The organism is Jannaschia faecimaris, assembly GCF_900107415.1.
Classification (GTDB): Bacteria; Pseudomonadota; Alphaproteobacteria; order Rhodobacterales; family Rhodobacteraceae; genus Jannaschia; species Jannaschia faecimaris.
In genome coordinates this window covers 209,716-228,213 of the sequence record NZ_FNPX01000002.1, presented here as the reverse complement: position 1 = coordinate 228,213, position 18,498 = coordinate 209,716, and the positions used below count along the sequence as shown (strand labels likewise).

At 63.1% G+C, this 18,498-nt stretch carries 16 protein-coding genes; 9 read left to right on the top strand and 7 right to left on the bottom strand.

Annotation, left to right across the window (positions count from 1 at the left end; translation table 11 throughout):
- Nucleotides 1–70 precede the first annotated feature (70 nt).
- Nucleotides 71–1,735, bottom strand: coding sequence for an NAD+ synthase (locus BLV27_RS03900; protein ID WP_092642688.1), 1,665 nt, complete (start codon nucleotides 1,733–1,735; stop codon nucleotides 71–73).
- Between the two features lie 151 nt (nucleotides 1,736–1,886).
- On the opposite strand from BLV27_RS03900, the gene BLV27_RS03895 reads away from it, so the two are divergent.
- Entirely contained in the window at nucleotides 1,887–3,353 is a 1,467-nt protein-coding gene (locus BLV27_RS03895) for a 2-isopropylmalate synthase (RefSeq protein WP_244504524.1), read from the top strand.
- Nucleotides 3,354–3,448: 95 nt separating this feature from the next.
- Here BLV27_RS03895 and BLV27_RS03890 read toward each other — a convergent pair whose 3' ends face one another.
- The 4 genes from BLV27_RS03890 to BLV27_RS03875 all read right to left on the bottom strand — a co-directional run bounded on the left by BLV27_RS03890 (nucleotide 3,449) and on the right by BLV27_RS03875 (nucleotide 6,778).
- Entirely contained in the window at nucleotides 3,449–4,078 is a 630-nt protein-coding gene (locus BLV27_RS03890) for a hypothetical protein (protein WP_092642682.1), read from the bottom strand.
- A 97-nt stretch (nucleotides 4,079–4,175) separates the two neighbouring features.
- Nucleotides 4,176–5,705 (bottom strand): cryptochrome/photolyase family protein, encoded by a 1,530-nt coding sequence (locus BLV27_RS03885; protein WP_092642679.1) that lies wholly within the window; start codon nucleotides 5,703–5,705, stop codon nucleotides 4,176–4,178.
- Nucleotides 5,699–6,346, bottom strand: coding sequence for an SDR family NAD(P)-dependent oxidoreductase (locus tag BLV27_RS03880; protein WP_092642676.1), 648 nt, complete (start codon nucleotides 6,344–6,346; stop codon nucleotides 5,699–5,701). Before BLV27_RS03880 ends, BLV27_RS03885 begins: the two co-directional genes overlap by 7 nt.
- A 99-nt stretch (nucleotides 6,347–6,445) precedes the next feature.
- Nucleotides 6,446–6,778, bottom strand: a complete 333-nt coding sequence (locus BLV27_RS03875) for a hypothetical protein (protein ID WP_092642673.1) — start codon at nucleotides 6,776–6,778, stop codon at nucleotides 6,446–6,448.
- A 250-nt stretch (nucleotides 6,779–7,028) separates the two neighbouring features.
- Here BLV27_RS03875 and BLV27_RS03870 point away from each other — a divergent pair, with 250 nt between their 5' ends.
- From BLV27_RS03870 to rodA, 6 genes are all read left to right on the top strand, one after another.
- Complete coding sequence (locus tag BLV27_RS03870) at nucleotides 7,029–8,603, top strand: 2-isopropylmalate synthase (protein WP_092642671.1); 1,575 nt, start codon at nucleotides 7,029–7,031, stop codon at nucleotides 8,601–8,603.
- 418 nt (nucleotides 8,604–9,021) lie between these two features.
- Nucleotides 9,022–10,059 carry a rod shape-determining protein gene (locus BLV27_RS03865; protein WP_092642669.1) on the top strand — a complete coding sequence of 346 codons (1,038 nt, stop codon included), beginning with the start codon at nucleotides 9,022–9,024 and terminating at the stop codon, nucleotides 10,057–10,059.
- Between the two features lie 6 nt (nucleotides 10,060–10,065).
- A complete protein-coding gene (mreC, locus tag BLV27_RS03860) occupies nucleotides 10,066–10,986 on the top strand; it encodes a rod shape-determining protein MreC (RefSeq protein WP_092642666.1) in 921 nt (306 codons plus the stop codon).
- Between the two features lie 3 nt (nucleotides 10,987–10,989).
- A complete protein-coding gene (locus tag BLV27_RS03855; protein WP_092642663.1) occupies nucleotides 10,990–11,517 on the top strand; it encodes a hypothetical protein in 528 nt (175 codons plus the stop codon).
- 36 nt (nucleotides 11,518–11,553) lie between these two features.
- On the top strand, nucleotides 11,554–13,497 hold the full coding sequence (gene mrdA / locus BLV27_RS03850) for a penicillin-binding protein 2 (protein WP_092642660.1): 1,944 nt from the start codon (nucleotides 11,554–11,556) through the stop codon (nucleotides 13,495–13,497).
- Between the two features lies 1 nt (nucleotide 13,498).
- On the top strand, nucleotides 13,499–14,665 hold the full coding sequence (gene rodA, locus BLV27_RS03845) for a rod shape-determining protein RodA (protein ID WP_092642657.1): 1,167 nt from the start codon (nucleotides 13,499–13,501) through the stop codon (nucleotides 14,663–14,665).
- Between the two features lie 231 nt (nucleotides 14,666–14,896).
- On the opposite strand, the gene BLV27_RS03840 is transcribed toward rodA, so the two are convergent.
- Nucleotides 14,897–15,679, bottom strand: coding sequence for a Bax inhibitor-1/YccA family protein (locus BLV27_RS03840; protein WP_092642654.1), 783 nt, complete (start codon nucleotides 15,677–15,679; stop codon nucleotides 14,897–14,899).
- A gap of 248 nt (nucleotides 15,680–15,927) precedes the next feature.
- Here BLV27_RS03840 and BLV27_RS03835 point away from each other — a divergent pair, with 248 nt between their 5' ends.
- On the top strand, nucleotides 15,928–16,818 hold the full coding sequence (locus BLV27_RS03835; RefSeq protein WP_092642651.1) for a LysR family transcriptional regulator: 891 nt from the start codon (nucleotides 15,928–15,930) through the stop codon (nucleotides 16,816–16,818).
- Nucleotides 16,819–16,884: 66 nt separating this feature from the next.
- On the opposite strand, the gene BLV27_RS03830 is transcribed toward BLV27_RS03835, so the two are convergent.
- Nucleotides 16,885–17,844, bottom strand: coding sequence for an NADPH:quinone oxidoreductase family protein (locus BLV27_RS03830; protein ID WP_092642648.1), 960 nt, complete (start codon nucleotides 17,842–17,844; stop codon nucleotides 16,885–16,887).
- Nucleotides 17,845–18,132: 288 nt separating this feature from the next.
- On the opposite strand from BLV27_RS03830, the gene BLV27_RS03825 reads away from it, so the two are divergent.
- Nucleotides 18,133–18,492 (top strand): helix-turn-helix domain-containing protein, encoded by a 360-nt coding sequence (locus BLV27_RS03825; protein ID WP_092642645.1) that lies wholly within the window; start codon nucleotides 18,133–18,135, stop codon nucleotides 18,490–18,492.
- Nucleotides 18,493–18,498: the final 6 nt, after the last annotated feature.

Genomic DNA, 18,498 nt, shown 5'->3' with positions numbered 1-18,498 from the left:
CGTTCTATTCGTCCGTTCTCTGTTTTCCAAATATCCCACGGGGGTCCGGGGGTGTGAAACCCCCGATCCTTCAGTCGGGGTCGCGCCATCGGTTCACGATCGGATATCGCCGGTCCAGCCAGAACGCCCGCTGCGACAGGCGGGCACCGGGCGCGGACTGGAACCGTTTGTATTCAGACAGGTAGATCAACCGTTCGACATGCTTGACCACGTCCCGGTCGTGACCGGCGGCGACGACCTCCGGGACCGACTGCTCCTCATCGATCAGGCGTTTCAGGATGTCATCCAGGACTGGATACGGCGGCAGGCTGTCTTCGTCCTTCTGGTCGTCGCGCAGCTCCGCGCTCGGTGGCTTGTCGATCACGCGCTGGGGCATGACCTCCCCGTCCGGGCCCTTGAACCAATCGAAGGTATTGGCGTTCCGCCAGCGGCAGACGTCGAACAGATCCGTCTTGTAAAGGTCCTTGACCGGGTTATAGCCACCCGACATGTCGCCGTAGATCGTGGAATATCCCACGGCGACCTCAGACTTGTTGCCGGTGGTCAAAAGCATGGCACCGAACTTGTTGGACATCGCCATCAGCAGCAGGCCGCGCAAACGGGACTGGATGTTTTCTTCGGTCAGGTCGGGTGTCGTGCCCGCGAAAAGGGGGGCCAGCGTTTCTGTCACGGCGGCGCGCGATCCGGCGATCGGCAGGGTGTCGAGCTTGCAGCCCAGCCGTTCTGCCACGCCGCGGGCGTCTTCCAGGCTGTGTTCGGAGGTGTATTCCGACGGCAGCATGATGCAGTGCACGTTCTGCGGACCAAGCGCATCGGCGGCGATTGCCGCCACGATGGCCGAATCCACGCCCCCCGACAGGCCAAGGATCGCGCGGTCGAACCCGGCCTTGGTCATGTAATCGCGCAGCGCGATGACCATTGCCGCGTAGTCTGCACCGGGCCCCTCGGGCTGGGAGACGCGCTCGCCGTCGCGGGCCAGCCAGCCGTCGTCGGTGCGATCAAAATCGATGTGGACCAATGTTTCCTGGAAGGCCGGCAAGTGATGGGTCAACTTTCCGTGCGGGTTCAGCACGAAACTGGCCCCGTCGAAAATCTGGTCGTCCTGTCCGCCAACAAGGTTCAGGTAAACCAACGGCAGGCCCGTTTCGATGGTGCGTGCGACCATGTGGCCATAGCGGACATCCTGCTTGCCCCGGAAATAGGGCGAGCCGTTTGGCACCAGCAGGATCTCGGCCCCCGTCTCGGCCAGCGTTTCGGTCACGTCGTCGAACCATGCGTCTTCGCAGATCGGCGTGCCCAAACGGACCGGCCCGACGGTGTAGGGGCCGGAAATATCGCCGGAGGTGAAATACCGCTTCTCGTCGAAGACCTTGTAGTTAGGAAGGTGGTGCTTGTGGATTTCGGCGACGACCTTGCCGCCGTGGGCCACGACATAGGAGTTGAAGGGCTTTTCCTCCTCTGCGGGCCAATGGGCCAGCCCAAGGCCGATTGCCGGGCCATCGGCGCAATCGGCGACCAAAGTGTCGAGTACAGCGCGGGCATGGGCGACGAAGGCGGGTTTGCGGATGAGGTCCTGCGGCTGATAGCCGGTCAGAAACATCTCGGGCAGGGCCACCATGTCCGCGCCCGCGTCCCGCGCGGCCTGCCATGCGTCACGGGCCATGGCGGCATTGCCCTCCAGATCGCCCATCGCGGGGTTCAATTGGGCCAGGGTCAGGCGGAACGTCTCGGTCATCTTGGCCTCCGAAGGCTTTTCGCCAGCGGACGTAGCGCGCCTGCGCGGCAGGGGGAAGCACCGATGCTGCACCAAGTGCCGCATCCACCGTTGCCTGACGCCCCGCCATTGCCTAGCCTGCGGGTCGAGAATGGGGCGAAGGGGCTATCGGATGAACAAGCTGATCGGGGCAGTCATGCTAAGCTTGCTGGCGGGAGGCGCGGCTGCGCAGGACGTCATCACCAAGCAATATGGCGATGGGGGCATCTACGAGGGCACTTTCCTTGACGGCAAGCAGCACGGGACGGGCACCTATACGTTGCCGTCGGGCTATACCTACACCGGGGAATGGGCGAACGGTGAAATCGTGGGCCAGGGCCGCGCGGTGTTTCCCGATGGCTCCATCTACGAGGGCCAATTCGCGAAAGGGGAGCCGAACGGAACGGGCACGATCACCTTCGCCGATGGGGCCACCTATACGGGTGAATGGACAGATGGACGGATCGAGGGTGAGGGCGTCGCCGATTATGCGAACGGCACGCGCTATACCGGCGACTTCGTGAACGCGGTCCATGACGGGCAGGGCGTGATGGAGGCCCCGAACGGCTACCGCTATGAAGGCGGTTGGGCCATGGGGCTGAAGGAAGGCCAGGGGCGGATCACCTATCCTGACGGTTCCACCTATGAGGGGGACATGGCGGGTAACGTTCGGTCGGGCCAGGGCATCCTGCGCACGCCTGACGGACTGACTTATGATGGTGCTTGGGAAAACGGTCAGATCAACGGCACGGGTACGCTGCGGCAGGCCAACGGCGACGTCTACGAAGGCAGGCTGGTGGCCGGCAAGCGCGACGGGCAGGGCAAGGTGACCTACGCCAACGGCGACGTCTACGAGGGCGAATTCCGCAACGACCGCCGCCATGGGCAGGGCACCTTCACCGGCACGGACGGCTATGTCTACAGCGGGGGCTGGATCGATGGACGGATCGAGGGGACAGGCGAAGTCACCTATCCCGACGGTTCGGTATATGTCGGAGAGTTCGCGAACGACCTGGCACATGGCACCGGAAAGATAACCTATATCGACGGTGCCACTTATGAAGGCGATTGGAAGGAAGGCGTGATCGAGGGGCAGGGCCGCGCGGTCTATCCCAATGGCCTGATCTACGAAGGCGGCTTCCTCAACGCGCAGAACCACGGGCTGGGGGTGATGACCTTCACCGACGGGTACCGCTACGAGGGCGAATGGGCCGAGGGGCTGCGCAACGGGCAGGGCCGGGCGACCTATGCCGACGGCACTGTCTACGAAGGCAACTTCGTCCGGGGCCAACGGCAGGGCGAGGGCACGATCACGATGGCAGACGGTTTCACCTATTCCGGCGGCTGGAAAGACGGGGAGATCGACGGTGAAGGTGTTGCGACCTATGCCAACGGCGATGTCTACACCGGGTCGTTCGTCGCCGGGCGGCGCGAGGGACCGGGAACGATGCGATATGCCACAGGCCAGGTCGAGAGCGGCCGCTGGAACGACGGCGATCTGGCCGAGCGCGATGGCGCAGCGGCCGTGACTGTGAACACCCCAGCGGACAATGAAGACCCGGCACCTGCTGCGCCCGCGCCGGCAGCCAGCGACAACTGAAGCGGCACCATGGTCGTCCAAGAATGGGGCGCGCCATCAAAAAAGGGGCGCATCCGTTCGCCCGGACGCGCCCCAATCGAGGGAAAGTCTTGCGTTCAGGTCTTGGGCAGCGTCGCCGCGACCGCTTCCCAGAGCACGGCCAGTGACGGACGCGGCGGGATGTCGATGATTGGGACGTCGGCGTCCATCAGGGCGTCGATCAGAAGGAGTTGCTTGGCCGGATTTGGCGCGTTTTCGCGGATCAGGGCCGCAGCAGGTTGACCGTGTTCGTCAACGATCAACATGTCGACGAACAGGCCGTTAAGCGGATCATGCCCCTCGTAAGCGGTCGAAGCCACCAGGAACGCTTGCAGCGCGACGCCGACGTGAAGGGTGCAGCACGGGGCTTCGGCCTCCATCCGATCCAGAAGCCAGTTATGCAACTGCACGTCACGCTTGGACATCAACGGGCGGGCCCTGATGGTGCCTTCCGCGATTTGATCAACGGCACGATTTATTTCCTCGGCGCGGAATTTTCCGGGGGATGCAACGGCCTTGGCCCGCGCAACCGCCGCACGGGCACCGACCCATTCGTTGGCCCAACTGCCCGATCCGCGAAGACCGTGCGGCATCGCCTTGCGCTTCGCCGTGCCCTCATTGGCCGACTCGGATGTATCACGCAGCGCGGCGATGCCGGTCTTGGTGATACGTGTCATGGCCTTGGCCATCAGGCGATCGAGCTGCATGTCGGGACCTCGGGTAAACGTTACTGAGGCTTTGTTTGAACCCAAGACGCGGCTTAATTGGGGCGAGCCTTGGGAAAATCGGCGGTCTTGTCGTGCCTCAGATGCGTTTGCCCTCGTCCAGCCGGGCCAGGATCGAGGCGGCATCCGACAGCACCGTCTCGCGCCGCGTTTCGTCCATCCGGTCCCACGTGCTGTACATCTGCGCCATGCGTGGATTGTTCTCGAACCGGTCGCGGTGACGGTTCAGGAAATCCCAGTAGAGCAGGTTGAACGGGCAGGCCCCTTCTCCCGTCTTCTGGCTGACGGAATAGGTGCACGTCTTGCAGTAGTCCGACATCTTGTTGATGTAGTTGCCGCCCGAAACATATGGCTTCGATGCGACAACACCGCCATCGGCAAACTGGCTCATCCCGATGACGTTCGGGGCTTCCACCCATTCATAGGCGTCGGCATAGACGACGAGGTACCAGTCGCTGACCTGTTGCGGGTCCAGTCCGGACAAGATCGCAAAGTTCCCCGTCACCATCAGGCGCTGGATATGGTGGGCATAGGCCTCGGCCATGGTGGTGTGTACCGCCTCCGAGACGCATTTCATGTCCGTATCGCCCGTCCAGTAGAAATCCGGCAGCGCGCGCGTGGCCTCAAGGGCGTTGCGCGACGTGTAATCGGGGCCTTCTCGGAAATAGATGCCGCGGATGTATTCGCGCCAGCCGATGATCTGGCGGATGAAACCTTCGGCCGCGTTGATCGGCACGTCGCCCGCCTGCCAGGCGGCCTCCGCCGCCTCGCAAACCTCTTGCCAGCCCAAGAGCCCCGCATTGATGTAGGGCGACAGCAGGGCGTGAAACATGAAAGGCTGCCCGCTGACCATCGCGTCTTGGTAGTCTCCGAACGTCGGCAGGCTGTGGTCGACAAAGTGCTCCAACGACGCCAACGCCCCTGCCCGGTCTGTCGCGAACCAGAAATCATCGACCGAGCCGTAGCGGTTGCCGAACCGCGCGCGCACCAGTTCGATTACATCTTCGGTCACTTTGTCGGGCGCGTGCCGCAGCGGTCCGGGCGGGTCGAGGTCTTTGGGTGCGCGTTTGCGGTTGTCGTGGTCGAAATTCCACTTGTCGCCGGCGGGCTCGTCGCCCTCCATCATCAGGCCCGTTTTGCGGCGCATCTCGCGGTAGAACCATTCCATCCGCAGTTCCTTGCGCCCCTCGGCCCACTCCTCGAATTCGGCGTGGGAGCACAGGAACCGGTCGTCGGGGAAAAGGTGAACCGGTATCGGGGCGTCTTCCAGCGCGGCGATCAGGCGAAATTCGCCCGGCTCGGTGCTGATCGCCTCCTCCGCGCCCGTCGCCTCGGCGGCGCGCAGCAGTTCGCCGGGGATCGACTGGGTGTTTTCGACATCATCGAGCGTGGTGTAGCGCACGGTCCACCCGTCGTCTTTTAGGTGGGCGGCAAATTTGCGCATCGCGGCAAACAGAAACGCGATCTTTCGTGGGTGATGGGGGACGTAATCCGTCTCGGCCTGGACTTCGGCCATGACCACCACGTCAGTTTCTTTGGACCCCTCGCGCAGCGCGCTCAGGTTGTCGGAAAGCTGGTCACCCAGGACAAGGATTAGACGCGTCACCACTCGATAACCTTGCCTGCGTAGTCGAAAAAGCCGCCGGTGTCCTCGGGTGCCAGGCCCATCAGTACGTCGGTGAGGTTTGCCGCCGCCTCCGCCGCCGAGACCTTGGGGGCTTTGTAGTCCTTCGTGAAAGGCGTTTCGACCGTACCAGGGTGAAGTGCCACGATGACGGCCTTCTTGCATTTGCGCCCGATTTCGATGGCGGCCCCATGGGTGATCTGGTTCGCCGCCGCCTTGGACGCGCGGTACGAATACCACCCACCCATCCGGTTGTCCCCGATGGAGCCGACCCGCGCGGTAAGAACACCCACGCGCGCCGTGTCGGTAAGCTTGGGAGCCAGATGTTTAAGGATCAGCGCGGGGCCGATGCTGTTGACCGCGAAGGTGTGCGCCATGGCGGTCGCGTCGATCGCATCCAGCGCCTTTTCCGGACCGCGTTCGTCGGGGGCCAGAATGCCCGTCGCGACGAAGGCGATGTCGACCGGATCAAGGTCGGCGAGGGCTGCAGCGACGCTCGCCTCGTCGGTGATGTCGAGGCCAGTCGTGCTGCGACCCAGGCGGGTGACTGTATGCTCCGCGGCAAGGTGATCGGCCAAAGCCGCGCCAACCCCGCCCGAAGCGCCGATAATGAGTGCGTGTGTCATGCAAGTCGACCTAGCGGGGTGGCGCGCGACGTCTAGGGGCGGGGGGGAACTCCGCCCCACGCAAGGGCCGTTCTCGAAGGAGGCGGTGTCATGGAACGGTTAACCCAGCTGCCGCAGCCAAATGCGTCGGATGTAGTCGATTGAACACCGCTGGCCGCCGCCGTGGGTGCAATGCTCAGGCATCGCATCGGCGTCCCCGTCCCACCGGGCGCAGATCAGGCCGTCGGGCGAAGGCGTGCGCATGGTGCCGGTTAGTCTGCGGTTGGCGACGTAGAAGGCGATGGCCGTGGCTATATCGCCTTGTCGCGTGGGGCAAGTGCGCCGCCCGCCGATTGGCACAACGCGGTTGGCGGTTCCGTGTACGTGGGTGACGATCGCATCCGAGTCGCAGGCGCAAGGCGGGCCCTTCCAGACGGTGCCAGGCAGGGGCAATCGGTATCCGTCCCGCAGGCGAAGGTTGGAGGGGCATGCAGGGCGAAAATCAGGAGAAGAAAGCGCATCGGGCAAAAATTGCGCTAAATCGGGGCTTCACATCCCCACGCGTTTCCGTATCTTAAGCGACATGACGAAGAGCCTACTGATCCTGGACCTGCTTCTTACCCGCTCCTGAGCGTGCCTTTCGGCGCGACCGCTCAGGAGGGATGCAGCGCCGGACCGGATCAACCAACCTCAGGACTTCGCCATGACCACCTCCACTCCCCCGTCCGACAGCCGCGTCATCATTTTTGACACCACCCTGCGCGACGGTGAGCAATCGCCCGGCGCTACCATGACCCACGACGAAAAGCTGGAGATTGCCTCCATGCTCGACGACATGGGCGTCGACGTGATCGAAGCGGGCTTTCCCATCGCCTCCGACGGGGATTTCGCCGCCGTCTCCGAGATCGCGAAGAACGCCAAGGACGCCACAATTTGCGGTCTGGCGCGGGCGAACTTCAAGGATATCGACCGCTGCTGGGAGGCGGTGAAACACGCGAAATCTCCGCGTATCCACACTTTCATCGGCACGTCGCCGCTGCACCGCGCCATCCCGAACCTGACCATGGACGAGATGGCCGAGCGGATCCACGACACCGTCACCCATGCCCGAAACCTGTGCGACAACGTGCAATGGTCGCCGATGGATGCGACGCGGACCGAGTGGGACTACTTGGCCCGCACGGTCGAGATCGCCATCAAGGCCGGGGCAACCACCATCAACATCCCCGATACGGTCGGATACACCGCGCCCAATGAATCCGCCGACCTGATCCGCCGCCTGATCGCCGAAGTGCCCGGCGCAGAGGACATCATCTTCGCGACGCACTGTCACAATGACCTCGGAATGGCGACGGCCAACTCGCTGGCCGCGGTCGAAGGCGGCGCGCGACAGATCGAATGCACGATAAACGGTCTGGGCGAGCGGGCGGGCAACACCGCACTTGAGGAAGTCGTGATGGCCCTGAAGGTGCGCCACGACATCATGCCTTTCAGCACCGGCGTCGATTCACGCAAGCTGATCGCGATCTCCCGCCGCGTGGCCAGCGTTTCTGGCTTTGCCGTGCAGTTCAACAAGGCCATCGTCGGCAAGAACGCCTTTGCCCATGAGAGCGGCATCCACCAGGACGGAATGCTGAAAAATGCGGAAACCTTCGAGATCATGCGCCCAGAGGATGTCGGCCTGACGGAGACCAATCTGGTCATGGGCAAGCATTCGGGCCGGGCGGCGCTGCGCTCCAAGCTGAAGGAGTTGGGCTACGAGGTGGAGGGCAACCAGTTGGCCGACGTCTTTGTGCGCTTCAAGACGCTGGCCGATCAGAAGAAGGAAATCTACGACGAGGACCTGATCGCGCTGATGCAAGCCGAGGAACGCGCCGGAGAGGACCGCATCAAGGTCGAGCATCTGCGCGTGGTCTGCGGCACCGATGGGCCCCAGACGGCCGATTTGACCCTTATGATCGACGGCGAGGCGAAGTCGGCAAAGGCGACAGGCGACGGCCCCGTGGACGCGGCGTTCAACGCCGTCAAGGCACTGGTCCCGCACGACGCGCGGCTGCAACTCTACCAGGTGTCCGCCGTGACCGAAGGCACCGACGCGCAGGCCACGGTGTCGGTGCGGATGGAGGAAGACGGTCGCATCGTGTCGGGCCAGTCGGCGGATACGGACACGGTCGTGGCGAGCGTGCGCGCCTATGTGAATGCGCTCAACCGTCTGCTGGTGCGTCGGGAGAAGGCTGGCAAGGACGCGCGGGAAATTTCTTACAAGGATGTTGGCTAGGCCTGTTTCGGACCCGACAGGCCCGTCCACTTTGCTCCGTGCCGCAGGCTTTCCTTAATTGCGATTGCCTGCGCCGCACGGCTCCCCAGGGATCGCCCCCGGTCAGATGTGGAGCATGGCGACGCGGGCGACTGTTATTTGCGAGGCGAGTGCAGTCAAACGCGGCCTGTCGCGGACGATAAAGGCGAAGCCGGGTCCCGGTGCCGGGACCGGCATATTTGGTGCACATTGCCCTCAGGCGGCGACATTGTTGGTTGCCTATGTCGATATTCGACTGTGCCCCCAGATCGAATTCAGGCGTACCTCCGCCGAAATCGGTCCAAACCGGCACTGGAACCCATGATCCGAAACAGATAAACCGCACTAAATCTTCCGGGCTATCGGCCACGGGGGCAGGCATGGTTTGGGGACGCTTGACATGAATATCTTCGGAAGCCTGTTCAGCTCGGACATGGCCATCGACTTGGGCACGGCGAACACGCTGGTCTACGTCAAGGGCAAGGGCATCGTGCTGAACGAACCCTCGGTTGTCGCCTATCACATGAAAAACGGGCGCAAGGAAGTGCTGGCCGTGGGCGAGGATGCCAAGTTGATGCTGGGCCGCACGCCGGGCAGTATCGAGGCGATCCGCCCAATGCGCGAGGGCGTCATCGCCGATTTCGACACCGCCGAAGAGATGATCAAACACTTCATCCGCAAGGTGCACAAACGCTCTACCTTCACCAAGCCCAAGATCATCGTTTGTGTGCCCCACGGTGCCACGCCGGTGGAAAAGCGCGCGATTCGTCAGTCGGTTCTGGGGGCAGGTGCCCGTAAGGCCGGGCTGATCGCGGAGCCCATCGCGGCGGCCATCGGGGCGGGTATGCCGATCACGGACCCAACCGGCAGCATGGTTGTCGACATCGGTGGCGGCACCACCGAGGTGGCCGTGCTGTCGCTGGCGGATATCGTCTACGCCCGCTCGGTCCGCGTGGGCGGAGACCGGATGGACGAGGCGCTGATTTCCTATCTGCGTCGGCATCAGAACCTGCTGGTGGGCGAGGCCACGGCCGAGCGTATCAAGAAGGAGATAGGCACCGCCCGCATGCCCGAGAACGGGCGGGGCGAAGTCATGCGCATCCGGGGTCGTGACCTTCTGAACGGTGTCCCCAAGGAGACCGAGATCAGCCAGGCGCAGGTTGCCGAGGCGCTGGCCGAACCGGTGCAGCAAATCTGCGAAGCGGTGATGACCGCGCTCGAATCAACGCCGCCTGATCTGGCCGCCGACATCGTGGACCGGGGCGTGATGCTGACCGGGGGCGGCGCGCTTCTGGGCGACCTCGACCTGGCCCTGCGCGAACAGACGGGGCTGAATATCTCGGTCGCGGACGAATGCCTCAGTTGCGTTGCTCTGGGGACCGGCAAGGCGCTGGAATACGAGCGTCAGCTGAGTCACGTCATCGACTACGACAGTTGATCCAGGGTGGCGCGGACTCGGCCCGGCGAAGATATCTACAGCCGCCCGTTGCGGCGGCTGTTTATCACGCTGATCTGTGTCGTGTTGGTGGCGCTTGTCCTTCTCTGGCGCATCGACAATCCGCGCGCCGAACGCATTCGCGCGGCACTGGTCGACCGGGTGGTCCCGAACGTTGAATGGGCTCTGATCCCGGTCACTTGGGCGGGCCGCCTGGTCGAGGATTTTGAAGGCTACGCCCGCGTCTACGATCAGAATCAGGAACTGCGGCGCGAACTGCAGCAGATGAAGGCCTGGCGCGAAGCGGCGATCCAGCTAGAGCAGGAAAATGCGCGGCTGCTGGACCTCAACAAGGTGCGGCTGTCACCTGAACTGACTTACGTGACCGGTGTCGTCCTGACCGATTCCGGGTCGCCGTTCCGGCGTTCGGTGTTGCTGAACATCGGGGCGGATGACGGCATTCAGGACGGCTGGGCGGCAATGGATGGCCTGGGCCTGGTTGGTCGGATTTCGGGCGTCGGCGTACGCACGTCGCGGGTTCTGTTGCTGACCGACGGCAACAGCAGGGTGCCGGTCACGATCGAGCCATCGGGCAAACGTGCGATCCTGGCGGGCGACACGACCGCAGCTCCGGCGTTGGATTTCGTGGAGAACCCGGAGGACGTGCGCGCGGGCGACCGTATCGTCACCTCGGGTGACGGTGGCGTCTTCCCGCCGGACCTGACCGTGGGGCAAGTCGTGCGTGGGGCCGACGGTCGCCTGCGGGTGCGTCTGTCGGCGGATACGAACCGACTGGAGTTTCTGCGCGTCTTGCGCACCCGCGAGGCGCAGACCATCGGCACTACCGGCGACCTTCTCCCACCGCTGCCGGGACCGGAACAGGGCCCGCCGGCCCCAGTGGCGACCGACGCGCCTGCGGACGGGGGTTAGGGCATGGCCGTTCGTCTGGTCTGGCGGTACCGTGCGATCTTCGTGGCGCTTTGTGCGGCGGTCATCTTCTTCGCGATCCTGCCCTTTGATACGGGGCAGGGCGGGGTTCCCGGTCCCGACCTGATCTATTGCCTGATGGCGGCCTGGATCCTGCGACGGCCCGATTACCTGCCAGTCTGGCTTCTGCTTGGTGTGTTTTTGCTTGCCGATTTCCTTCTGATGCGACCGCTGGGGCTCTGGACACTGATTCTGATCTTGGTCAGCGAATACCTTCGCCGCCGGGTGGACCACGCGGAGGCATTGCCGTTCTGGTCCGAGGTGGGGTTGGTGTCGGCCTGCATTGCGGGTGCATTCGTGGTCGATTATCTCGCGCTTGTGCTGCTTCTTGCCAAGACGCCGCCTTTGCTGGGACAGGGGTTGCATGCGCTGGCCACGATTGTCTTTTACCCTGCTATCGCCATATTCTCTCAAATGATCGGGGTGAGACGGCTCGCCCCCGGCGAGTTGGACAGCCTCGGCACCCGCGCCTGACGCGGACACCCGACCTTTGACCCATCAAGGCAGGCCATGAAACGCAACGCGCACGACATCTCGCTGTCCACCCGCCAGATCAGTCGCCGGGCCCTGCTGCTTGGCGGGGCGCAACTGGGATTTGGGGCGCTGCTTCTCGGACGTATGCGGCACCTTCAGGTGGATCAGGCAGACGAATTTCTGCTCCTGGCGGAAGAAAACCGCATCAAGGTGCGACTGATCGCCCCTGCGCGGGGCATTATCTATGACCGCAACGGCGTGGAGCTTGCGGGCAACGAACAGATCTACCGCGTCTCCATGATCCGGGAGGATGCCGACGATGTCGACGCGGTCATCACACGCCTGCGCGGGTTGGTCCGCCTTGATGAGGAGGTGTTGCAGCGCGCCCTGCGCGAGATGGATCGCCGGCCGCACCAGGCCGTGACGCTGGCCGATCGGCTGAGCTGGGAAGAGCTGTCCACGATTGCGGTCAATGTTCCCGCGATGCAGGGCATCACGCCCGAGGTGGGGCTGAGCCGTATCTATCCGCTGGGCCAGGATTACGCGCATGTCGTGGGGTATGTGGGGCGCGTGTCGGAGCGGGATATCGAGGCGGCCCAGACGCCGGATCCGTTGCTTCAGACACCGCAGTTCCAGATCGGCAAGCTGGGCGTGGAGCGCCAGTTAGAGGATGTCCTGCGGGGCAGGGCGGGTGCGCGCCGCGTCGAACAGAACGCCGCCGGCCGGATCATGCGGGAGTTGGGCCGCTCCGAAAGCACGTCGGGCGGCGATGTCCAACTGACCATCGATGCGGGGCTGCAGAATTTCACACAGGCGCGTCTGGGCCAGGAATCCGCCAGCGCCGTTGTGATGGATGTGCGCAACGGCGACTTGTTGGCGGCTGTGTCGTCGCCCAGTTACGATGCAAACAAGTTCGTTTCCGGGATCAGTGTGCCCGACTACGCAGAGTTGCGTGAAAACGATCACCGTCCGCTGCACAACAAGATCGTTCAGGGCCTGTACCCGCCGGGATCGACTTTCAAGATGGTGACCTTGCTGGCCGCACTGGACGCGGGCGTGATTACCCCCAGCGATACGTTTTATTGCCCTGGTCATACCACCGTGGCCAATCGGAGGTTCCATTGCTGGAAGCGGGCGGGCCACGGTTGGGTCGATGCGGCTATGTCGCTACGGGAAAGCTGTGACGTCTTCTATTACGAACTGGCCCAAAAGGCCGGGATCGACAACATTTCCAAAATGGCACGCAAGCTTGGCCTGGGTGTCGCGCACGATCTGGAGATGACCTCGGTGAACGAGGGGCTGATCCCCGATCGGGACTGGAAACGCGCGCGGTATGGCGAGGCCTGGGTTGTCGGTGACAGCCTGAATGCCGCCATCGGACAGGGTTTCGTTCTGGCCTCGCCGATGCAGCTGGCGGTGATGACCGCGCGGATCGCCAGCGGGCTGGAAGTGTCCCCGCGGTTGGTGCGGTCGGTCGATGGCATCATGCGACCGACGGGCGTGAAGGGGCCGCTGGACCTGCCGCGCAGCTGGCTCGACCGTGCGCGGGACGGTATGTACCAGGTCGTGAACGCGCGCGGCGGTACGGCCGGGCGGTCCAAGTTCGACATGGGTGGTCTGAAATGGGCGGGCAAGACTGGCACCAGCCAGGTCCGCAACATCACCGCGGCCGAACGCGCGCGCGGCGTCAGCCGCAACGAGGATCTGCCGTGGGAACGACGGGATCACGCGCTGTTTGTGGGGTACGCGCCGTATGACGACCCGAAATACTCGGTCTCTGTCGTCGTGGAACATGGCGGCGGCGGATCGACCGCGGCGGCTCCCATCGCCCGTGACGTGATACTCTATGCGCTCAACGGGGGTATGCCGCCGTTGGAGGCCTATCCCAGCAGCCAGAGAGAAGAAGCGGAACAGAGGCTATCATCGCTTGAACTGAACCCGGCCGTCGTTCGGCGCGGGTCCGGCATCTCAGAGGCCTGAGATGAGCTATCTTGAATACAACGTCGCCCGCGTCCCAAGTGGGCTGGGCAAGGTTGTCGCGCTCAACTGGGGTTTGATCCTGCTGGTGACGGCCGTGGCCTGCATCGGGTTCTTGGTGCTCTATTCCGTGGCGGGCGGCGACTGGCGCTGGGCCGAGCCGCAGATGCAACGGTTCGTGCTTGGCTTGGGCGTGATGCTGATCGTAGGGATGATCCCGATCTGGTTCTGGCGCAACATATCGGCTGCGATGTACGGGATTTCGGTCCTGTTGCTGCTGGCGGTGGAATTCGTGGGCTCGACCGGGGGCGGGGCCCAGCGATGGATAGACATTGGTTTCATGCGCCTGCAACCGTCCGAGCTGATGAAGGTCACGCTGGTTCTGATGCTGGCGGCGTACTACGACTGGCTGCCTCCGACCAAGGTCAGTCGCCCGATCTGGGTCATCATCCCGATTCTGTTCATCTGCGTGCCGACCGCGCTTGTCCTCAAGCAGCCCGATCTTGGAACCTCAATCCTGTTGCTGACCGGGGGCGGGGCCGTGATGTTCCTCGCCGGTGTCCATTGGGCCTATTTCGCCACTGTCATCGCGGCGGGCGTGGGGCTGGTGACGGCGGTGTTGCAGTCGCGCGGCACGACCTGGCAACTTATCAAGGACTACCAGTATCGCCGGATCGATACCTTCCTCGACCCTGACAGCGATCCCTTGGGCGCTGGATACCACATTACCCAGTCCAAGATCGCGCTCGGCTCAGGCGGCTGGACGGGCAAGGGTTTCATGCAGGGCACGCAGGCGCGGTTGAACTTCCTGCCCGAGAAACATACCGACTTCATCTTCACCACACTGGCCGAGGAGTTCGGCCTGATCGGCGGGGTCAGCCTGCTGGCGCTCTACCTGCTGATCATCGCGTTCTGCGTGGCTTCTGCCCTGCGAATGAAGGACCGGTTCGCGTCGCTGGCAACGCTGGGCATCGCGGTCGCGTTCTTCCTGTTCTTCGCAGTCAATATGTCGATGGTGATGGGGCTGGCCCCTGTGGTCGGCGTGCCGTTGCCCTTGGTGAGCTATGGGGGATCAGCGATGCTGGTTCTTATGCTCGCCTTTGGGATCGTGCAGTCTGCTCACGTGCATCGCCCGCGCGCGCAGGGCGAAGGACAGCTTTTCAAGCGCTAGCAGGGGGGGGCGGGTCAAGTAGCCGCTCGCTACGCCGGATCACGGATGCACCGGAGTTATCGTGCGTGACCCGGTAACAGGACACCAAGACGTGCCCGAAGCCGACCACGTCTGCCTTTGCACGGTCGGGCGTGTGTGCGTCGCTACGTGGCACGGGACAATCCCGCATGTAGCCGTCAACCAAAAAGGGCCGCCCCGAAGGGCAGCCCTTTGTCCGTCATGTAGCGCAGGTTACTCGCGGTTGCCGAGGAACTGTAGCAGGAACATGAACATGTTGATGAAGTCGAGATAGAGCATCAGCGCGCCCATGATCGCAGACTTCCCAAGCCACTCACTGTCTGCATGCATCGCGTGGGCGATGTACTCGGTCTTGATCTTCTGCGTGTCGTAGGCGGTCAGGCCCGCGAAAATCAGCACGCCGAGGGCCGAGATAGCCATCCCGAGGGGACCGGACTGAATGAACAGGTTCACGATCATCGCAACGATCAGGCCGATCACACCCATCATCAGGAACGTGCCCATCGCGGACAGGTCCTTTTTGGTGGTGTAGCCGTAGAGCGACAGGGCCGCGAAGGCGATCGAGGTCACCAGGAAGGTCTGCGCGATCGAGGTACCGGTGAAGACCAGGAAGATCGAGCTGATCGAGATACCCATTACTGCGGCGAAGGCGTAGAAAACGATCTGCGCAGTGGCGGCAGACATCTTGTTGATCATCGCCGAGAAACCGAACACGAAGGCCAGCGGCGCAAACATCACAACCCACTTAAGCGGCGAGGCGTAGAGCGCATAGCCGAGGTTGGTCAGGTACTGACCTTCCGACAATTCTGCGACGCCAGCACCGGCATCTGCGGTTACGGCCAAACCCGACAGAGCCCAGGCAGCCGCGAATGTGATCAACATGCCCACGGACATCGTGCCGTAGACCTTGTTCATATGAGTACGCAGGCCCTGATCGATCTCGGCGGCACGGGCGCCACCGATCGCTCCGGTCTGCATGGTGTCGAATTGTGCCATTAGGCTCCTCCAGAAGGATAACACGTTGGGTGGAGCGCGGTATGCGCCCCTCACGAGGGAATATCGGGCGCACCGGAGCGATTTTCAAGCGGTCATTATCATCGTTTGGTCGCTTTTTGATTGATATTAGCTATTGAAATGTCGCAGTTCCCCTATTGATGCCATCGCTTTTGGTGATGGATGACATAAGGCCTTCGAACTTCCTTTGATTGTTCCGGGTTGCTAGCCTATCGGGGAAGGAGCATCAGATGGTCCGAAATATTGATACAACCGCACTCCGCGCCTTTGCGACCGTAGTGGCCGCAGGCGGCGTCACGCGCGCCGCCGCTTTGCTGCACCTGACGCAATCCGCTGTGTCCATGCAGGTCAAGCGATTGGAGGAGGCGCTGGACGTGCAGTTGCTGGACCGGACGGGCCGGGGAGTAACGCTGACCCCCCAAGGAGAGCTAGTGCTGGCCTATGCCCGGCGGATGCTGATGCTGAACGACGAATTACTGGACCGAATGCGCGAGAGCGCGCCTGCGGGCGAGATCCGGCTGGGCGTCCCCCACGACATTGTTCCACGCTGTATTCCGGCGATCCTGCGGGCCTTTGCCGCAGACTATCCCAGGGTGACGATCACGCTGATCTCTGGTGCGACCCGCATGCTCAAAGAGATGTATGCTGAAGGGGCCTGCGACGTGATCCTGACCACCGAAGCCGCGCCCGACGCCGGTGGGCAGGAAATCGTGCGTCTGCCCCTGATCTGGGTCGGCGCGGAAGGCGGGACGATGTGGCAACAGCGGCCGCTGCGCCTGGCGTTTTCGCAGAATTGCATTTTCCGCGCGGCGGCGCAGGACGCGCTGGACCGGGCTGATATCCCCTGGGCAATGGCGCTGACCGCCGACAGCGACCGGGCCGTGGATGCAACCGTCAGCGCCGATCTGGCCTGCCACGTGCTGATCGACGGATTCGACATGATGGACTTGGCCCCGGTCCCCCATGGTGGCAGCCTGCCGAATTTGGGCGAACTGGGCATCTCACTCTACTCTGCGCCCGGCGCGCCCGATCCGGCACGCGCGCGGCTGCTTGAGATTATCCGCGATACCTATAGCTCGCTGCGCTCGGAACGAAAGCGGCCGGTTCTGGTCAGCGGCTAACAGGTTGTGGGGCTGTCGACTTACCTTAGGATGGCAGTGCCGCGATCGAACAGCGCACACTCGACTTCAAGGCGTAATGACTACTTTGCCAGTTGATTTGCGGTCCCGCAGAAGGGCGAGGCCGTCCTCAACCTGTTCAAGTGGCAGGACGTGGCTGATGTGAGGGCGGATCTCGCCGGACTCGTACATCGCGAACAGGGCTGCGATGCTGTCTGTCACCGGCTTGGGATCAAACTCCATGTAGCCGCCCCAGTAGAACCCGATCAGGTCGACGTTCTTGACCAAGAGATGATTGGCCGGGAACACCGGAACATCGCCGCTGGCGAAACCGATCACGACATAGCGCCCGCCGGGGTTGGTGGCGCGGAAGGCCGCCTTGGCAGCGGTACCTCCGACGGCGTCATACACAACGTCCGCGCCGCCCAGGGCCTTGATCTGTTCCCGCAGGTCGGTGGCCTCGGCATCAATGAGGTGGCATGCGCCGTGATCGCGTGCGACGGCGAGCTTTTCGGCCCCGCGGGCCACCGCGATGACGTCGGCCCCCATTTTTGCCCCCAGTTCCACTGCTGTCAGGCCGACGCCGCCAGCCGCCCCCAGCACGACAAGGCGTTCGCCGGGTTGCAATCGGGCCCGGTGCGTCAGGGCAAGGTGGCTGGTCGACCACGCGACGATGAAGCCCGCCGCGATGTCCGATGGCATATCCTCCGGTACAGGCACCAGGCGGTCGACCGGAAAAACCCCGTATTCGGCCAGCCCGCCCTGACCGCCGAACACGGCAACCCGCGTGCCTACGGCGGGGCCGTTGGTGTTTGGGCCGATCGCGGTTACCGTGCCGCAGACTTCCAGACCGGGAATGAAGGGGGTGGGCGGGGTCGCCTGATATGTGCCCTTCACCATCAGCAGATCGGCGAAGTTCAGGCCGGTCGCCTCGATCCGAAGGGAGACTTCACCCGAATCAGGTGCCGGAATGCCCTGATCGGACATGAGAGCGGCTTCGTCCGCCCCAGTTACAACGTATCCGCGCATATTTTGTCCCGCTTTTCCTGTGTTACCTTGCAACTAACGCGCGCGGGCGAAAGCCCTTTCCGCAGGCAGATGATATCGGGCACGATCTTGCAACGCTCTGGAAACAGGAGAAATTTGGTCGCCGGGAAAACTCCGGATGGCGTGAGGGACCTTGCCCCAATGGATCATCCATCGCGGTGTGAGCAATATCTAAAAGATAGTTTTGTGTTTGTGCATAGGGATAACACACCGCAACTCTGTCAGCATAATCCGAGTTTTAGAGTATCGCCGCCGAAAGGGATCACGCAAATGAAACACCCCGTGGATGTGCATGTGGGCGCACGTGTACGCCATCGGCGATGGCTGGTGGGGATGACGCAACAGCAACTCGCCGAGGCGGTGGGAATCAAGTTCCAGCAAATCCAGAAATACGAAACCGGCACGAACCGCGTTTCGGCGTCCCGCCTGTGGGAAATTTCTGAAGCGCTCGATGTCCCCGTCGATTATTTCTTTCAAGGCTTGAAGGAAGGCACCGCGTCTGCGGAGGGTCAGGATATCGTTGCCGATAAGGAATCGTTGGAGTTGGTCCGCGCCTACTACGCGATGCCCAAGAACCAACGCCGCCGCTTGTTCGAGCTGGCGTGCTCACTGTCGGAGGGGGCGGCCTGATCCGCG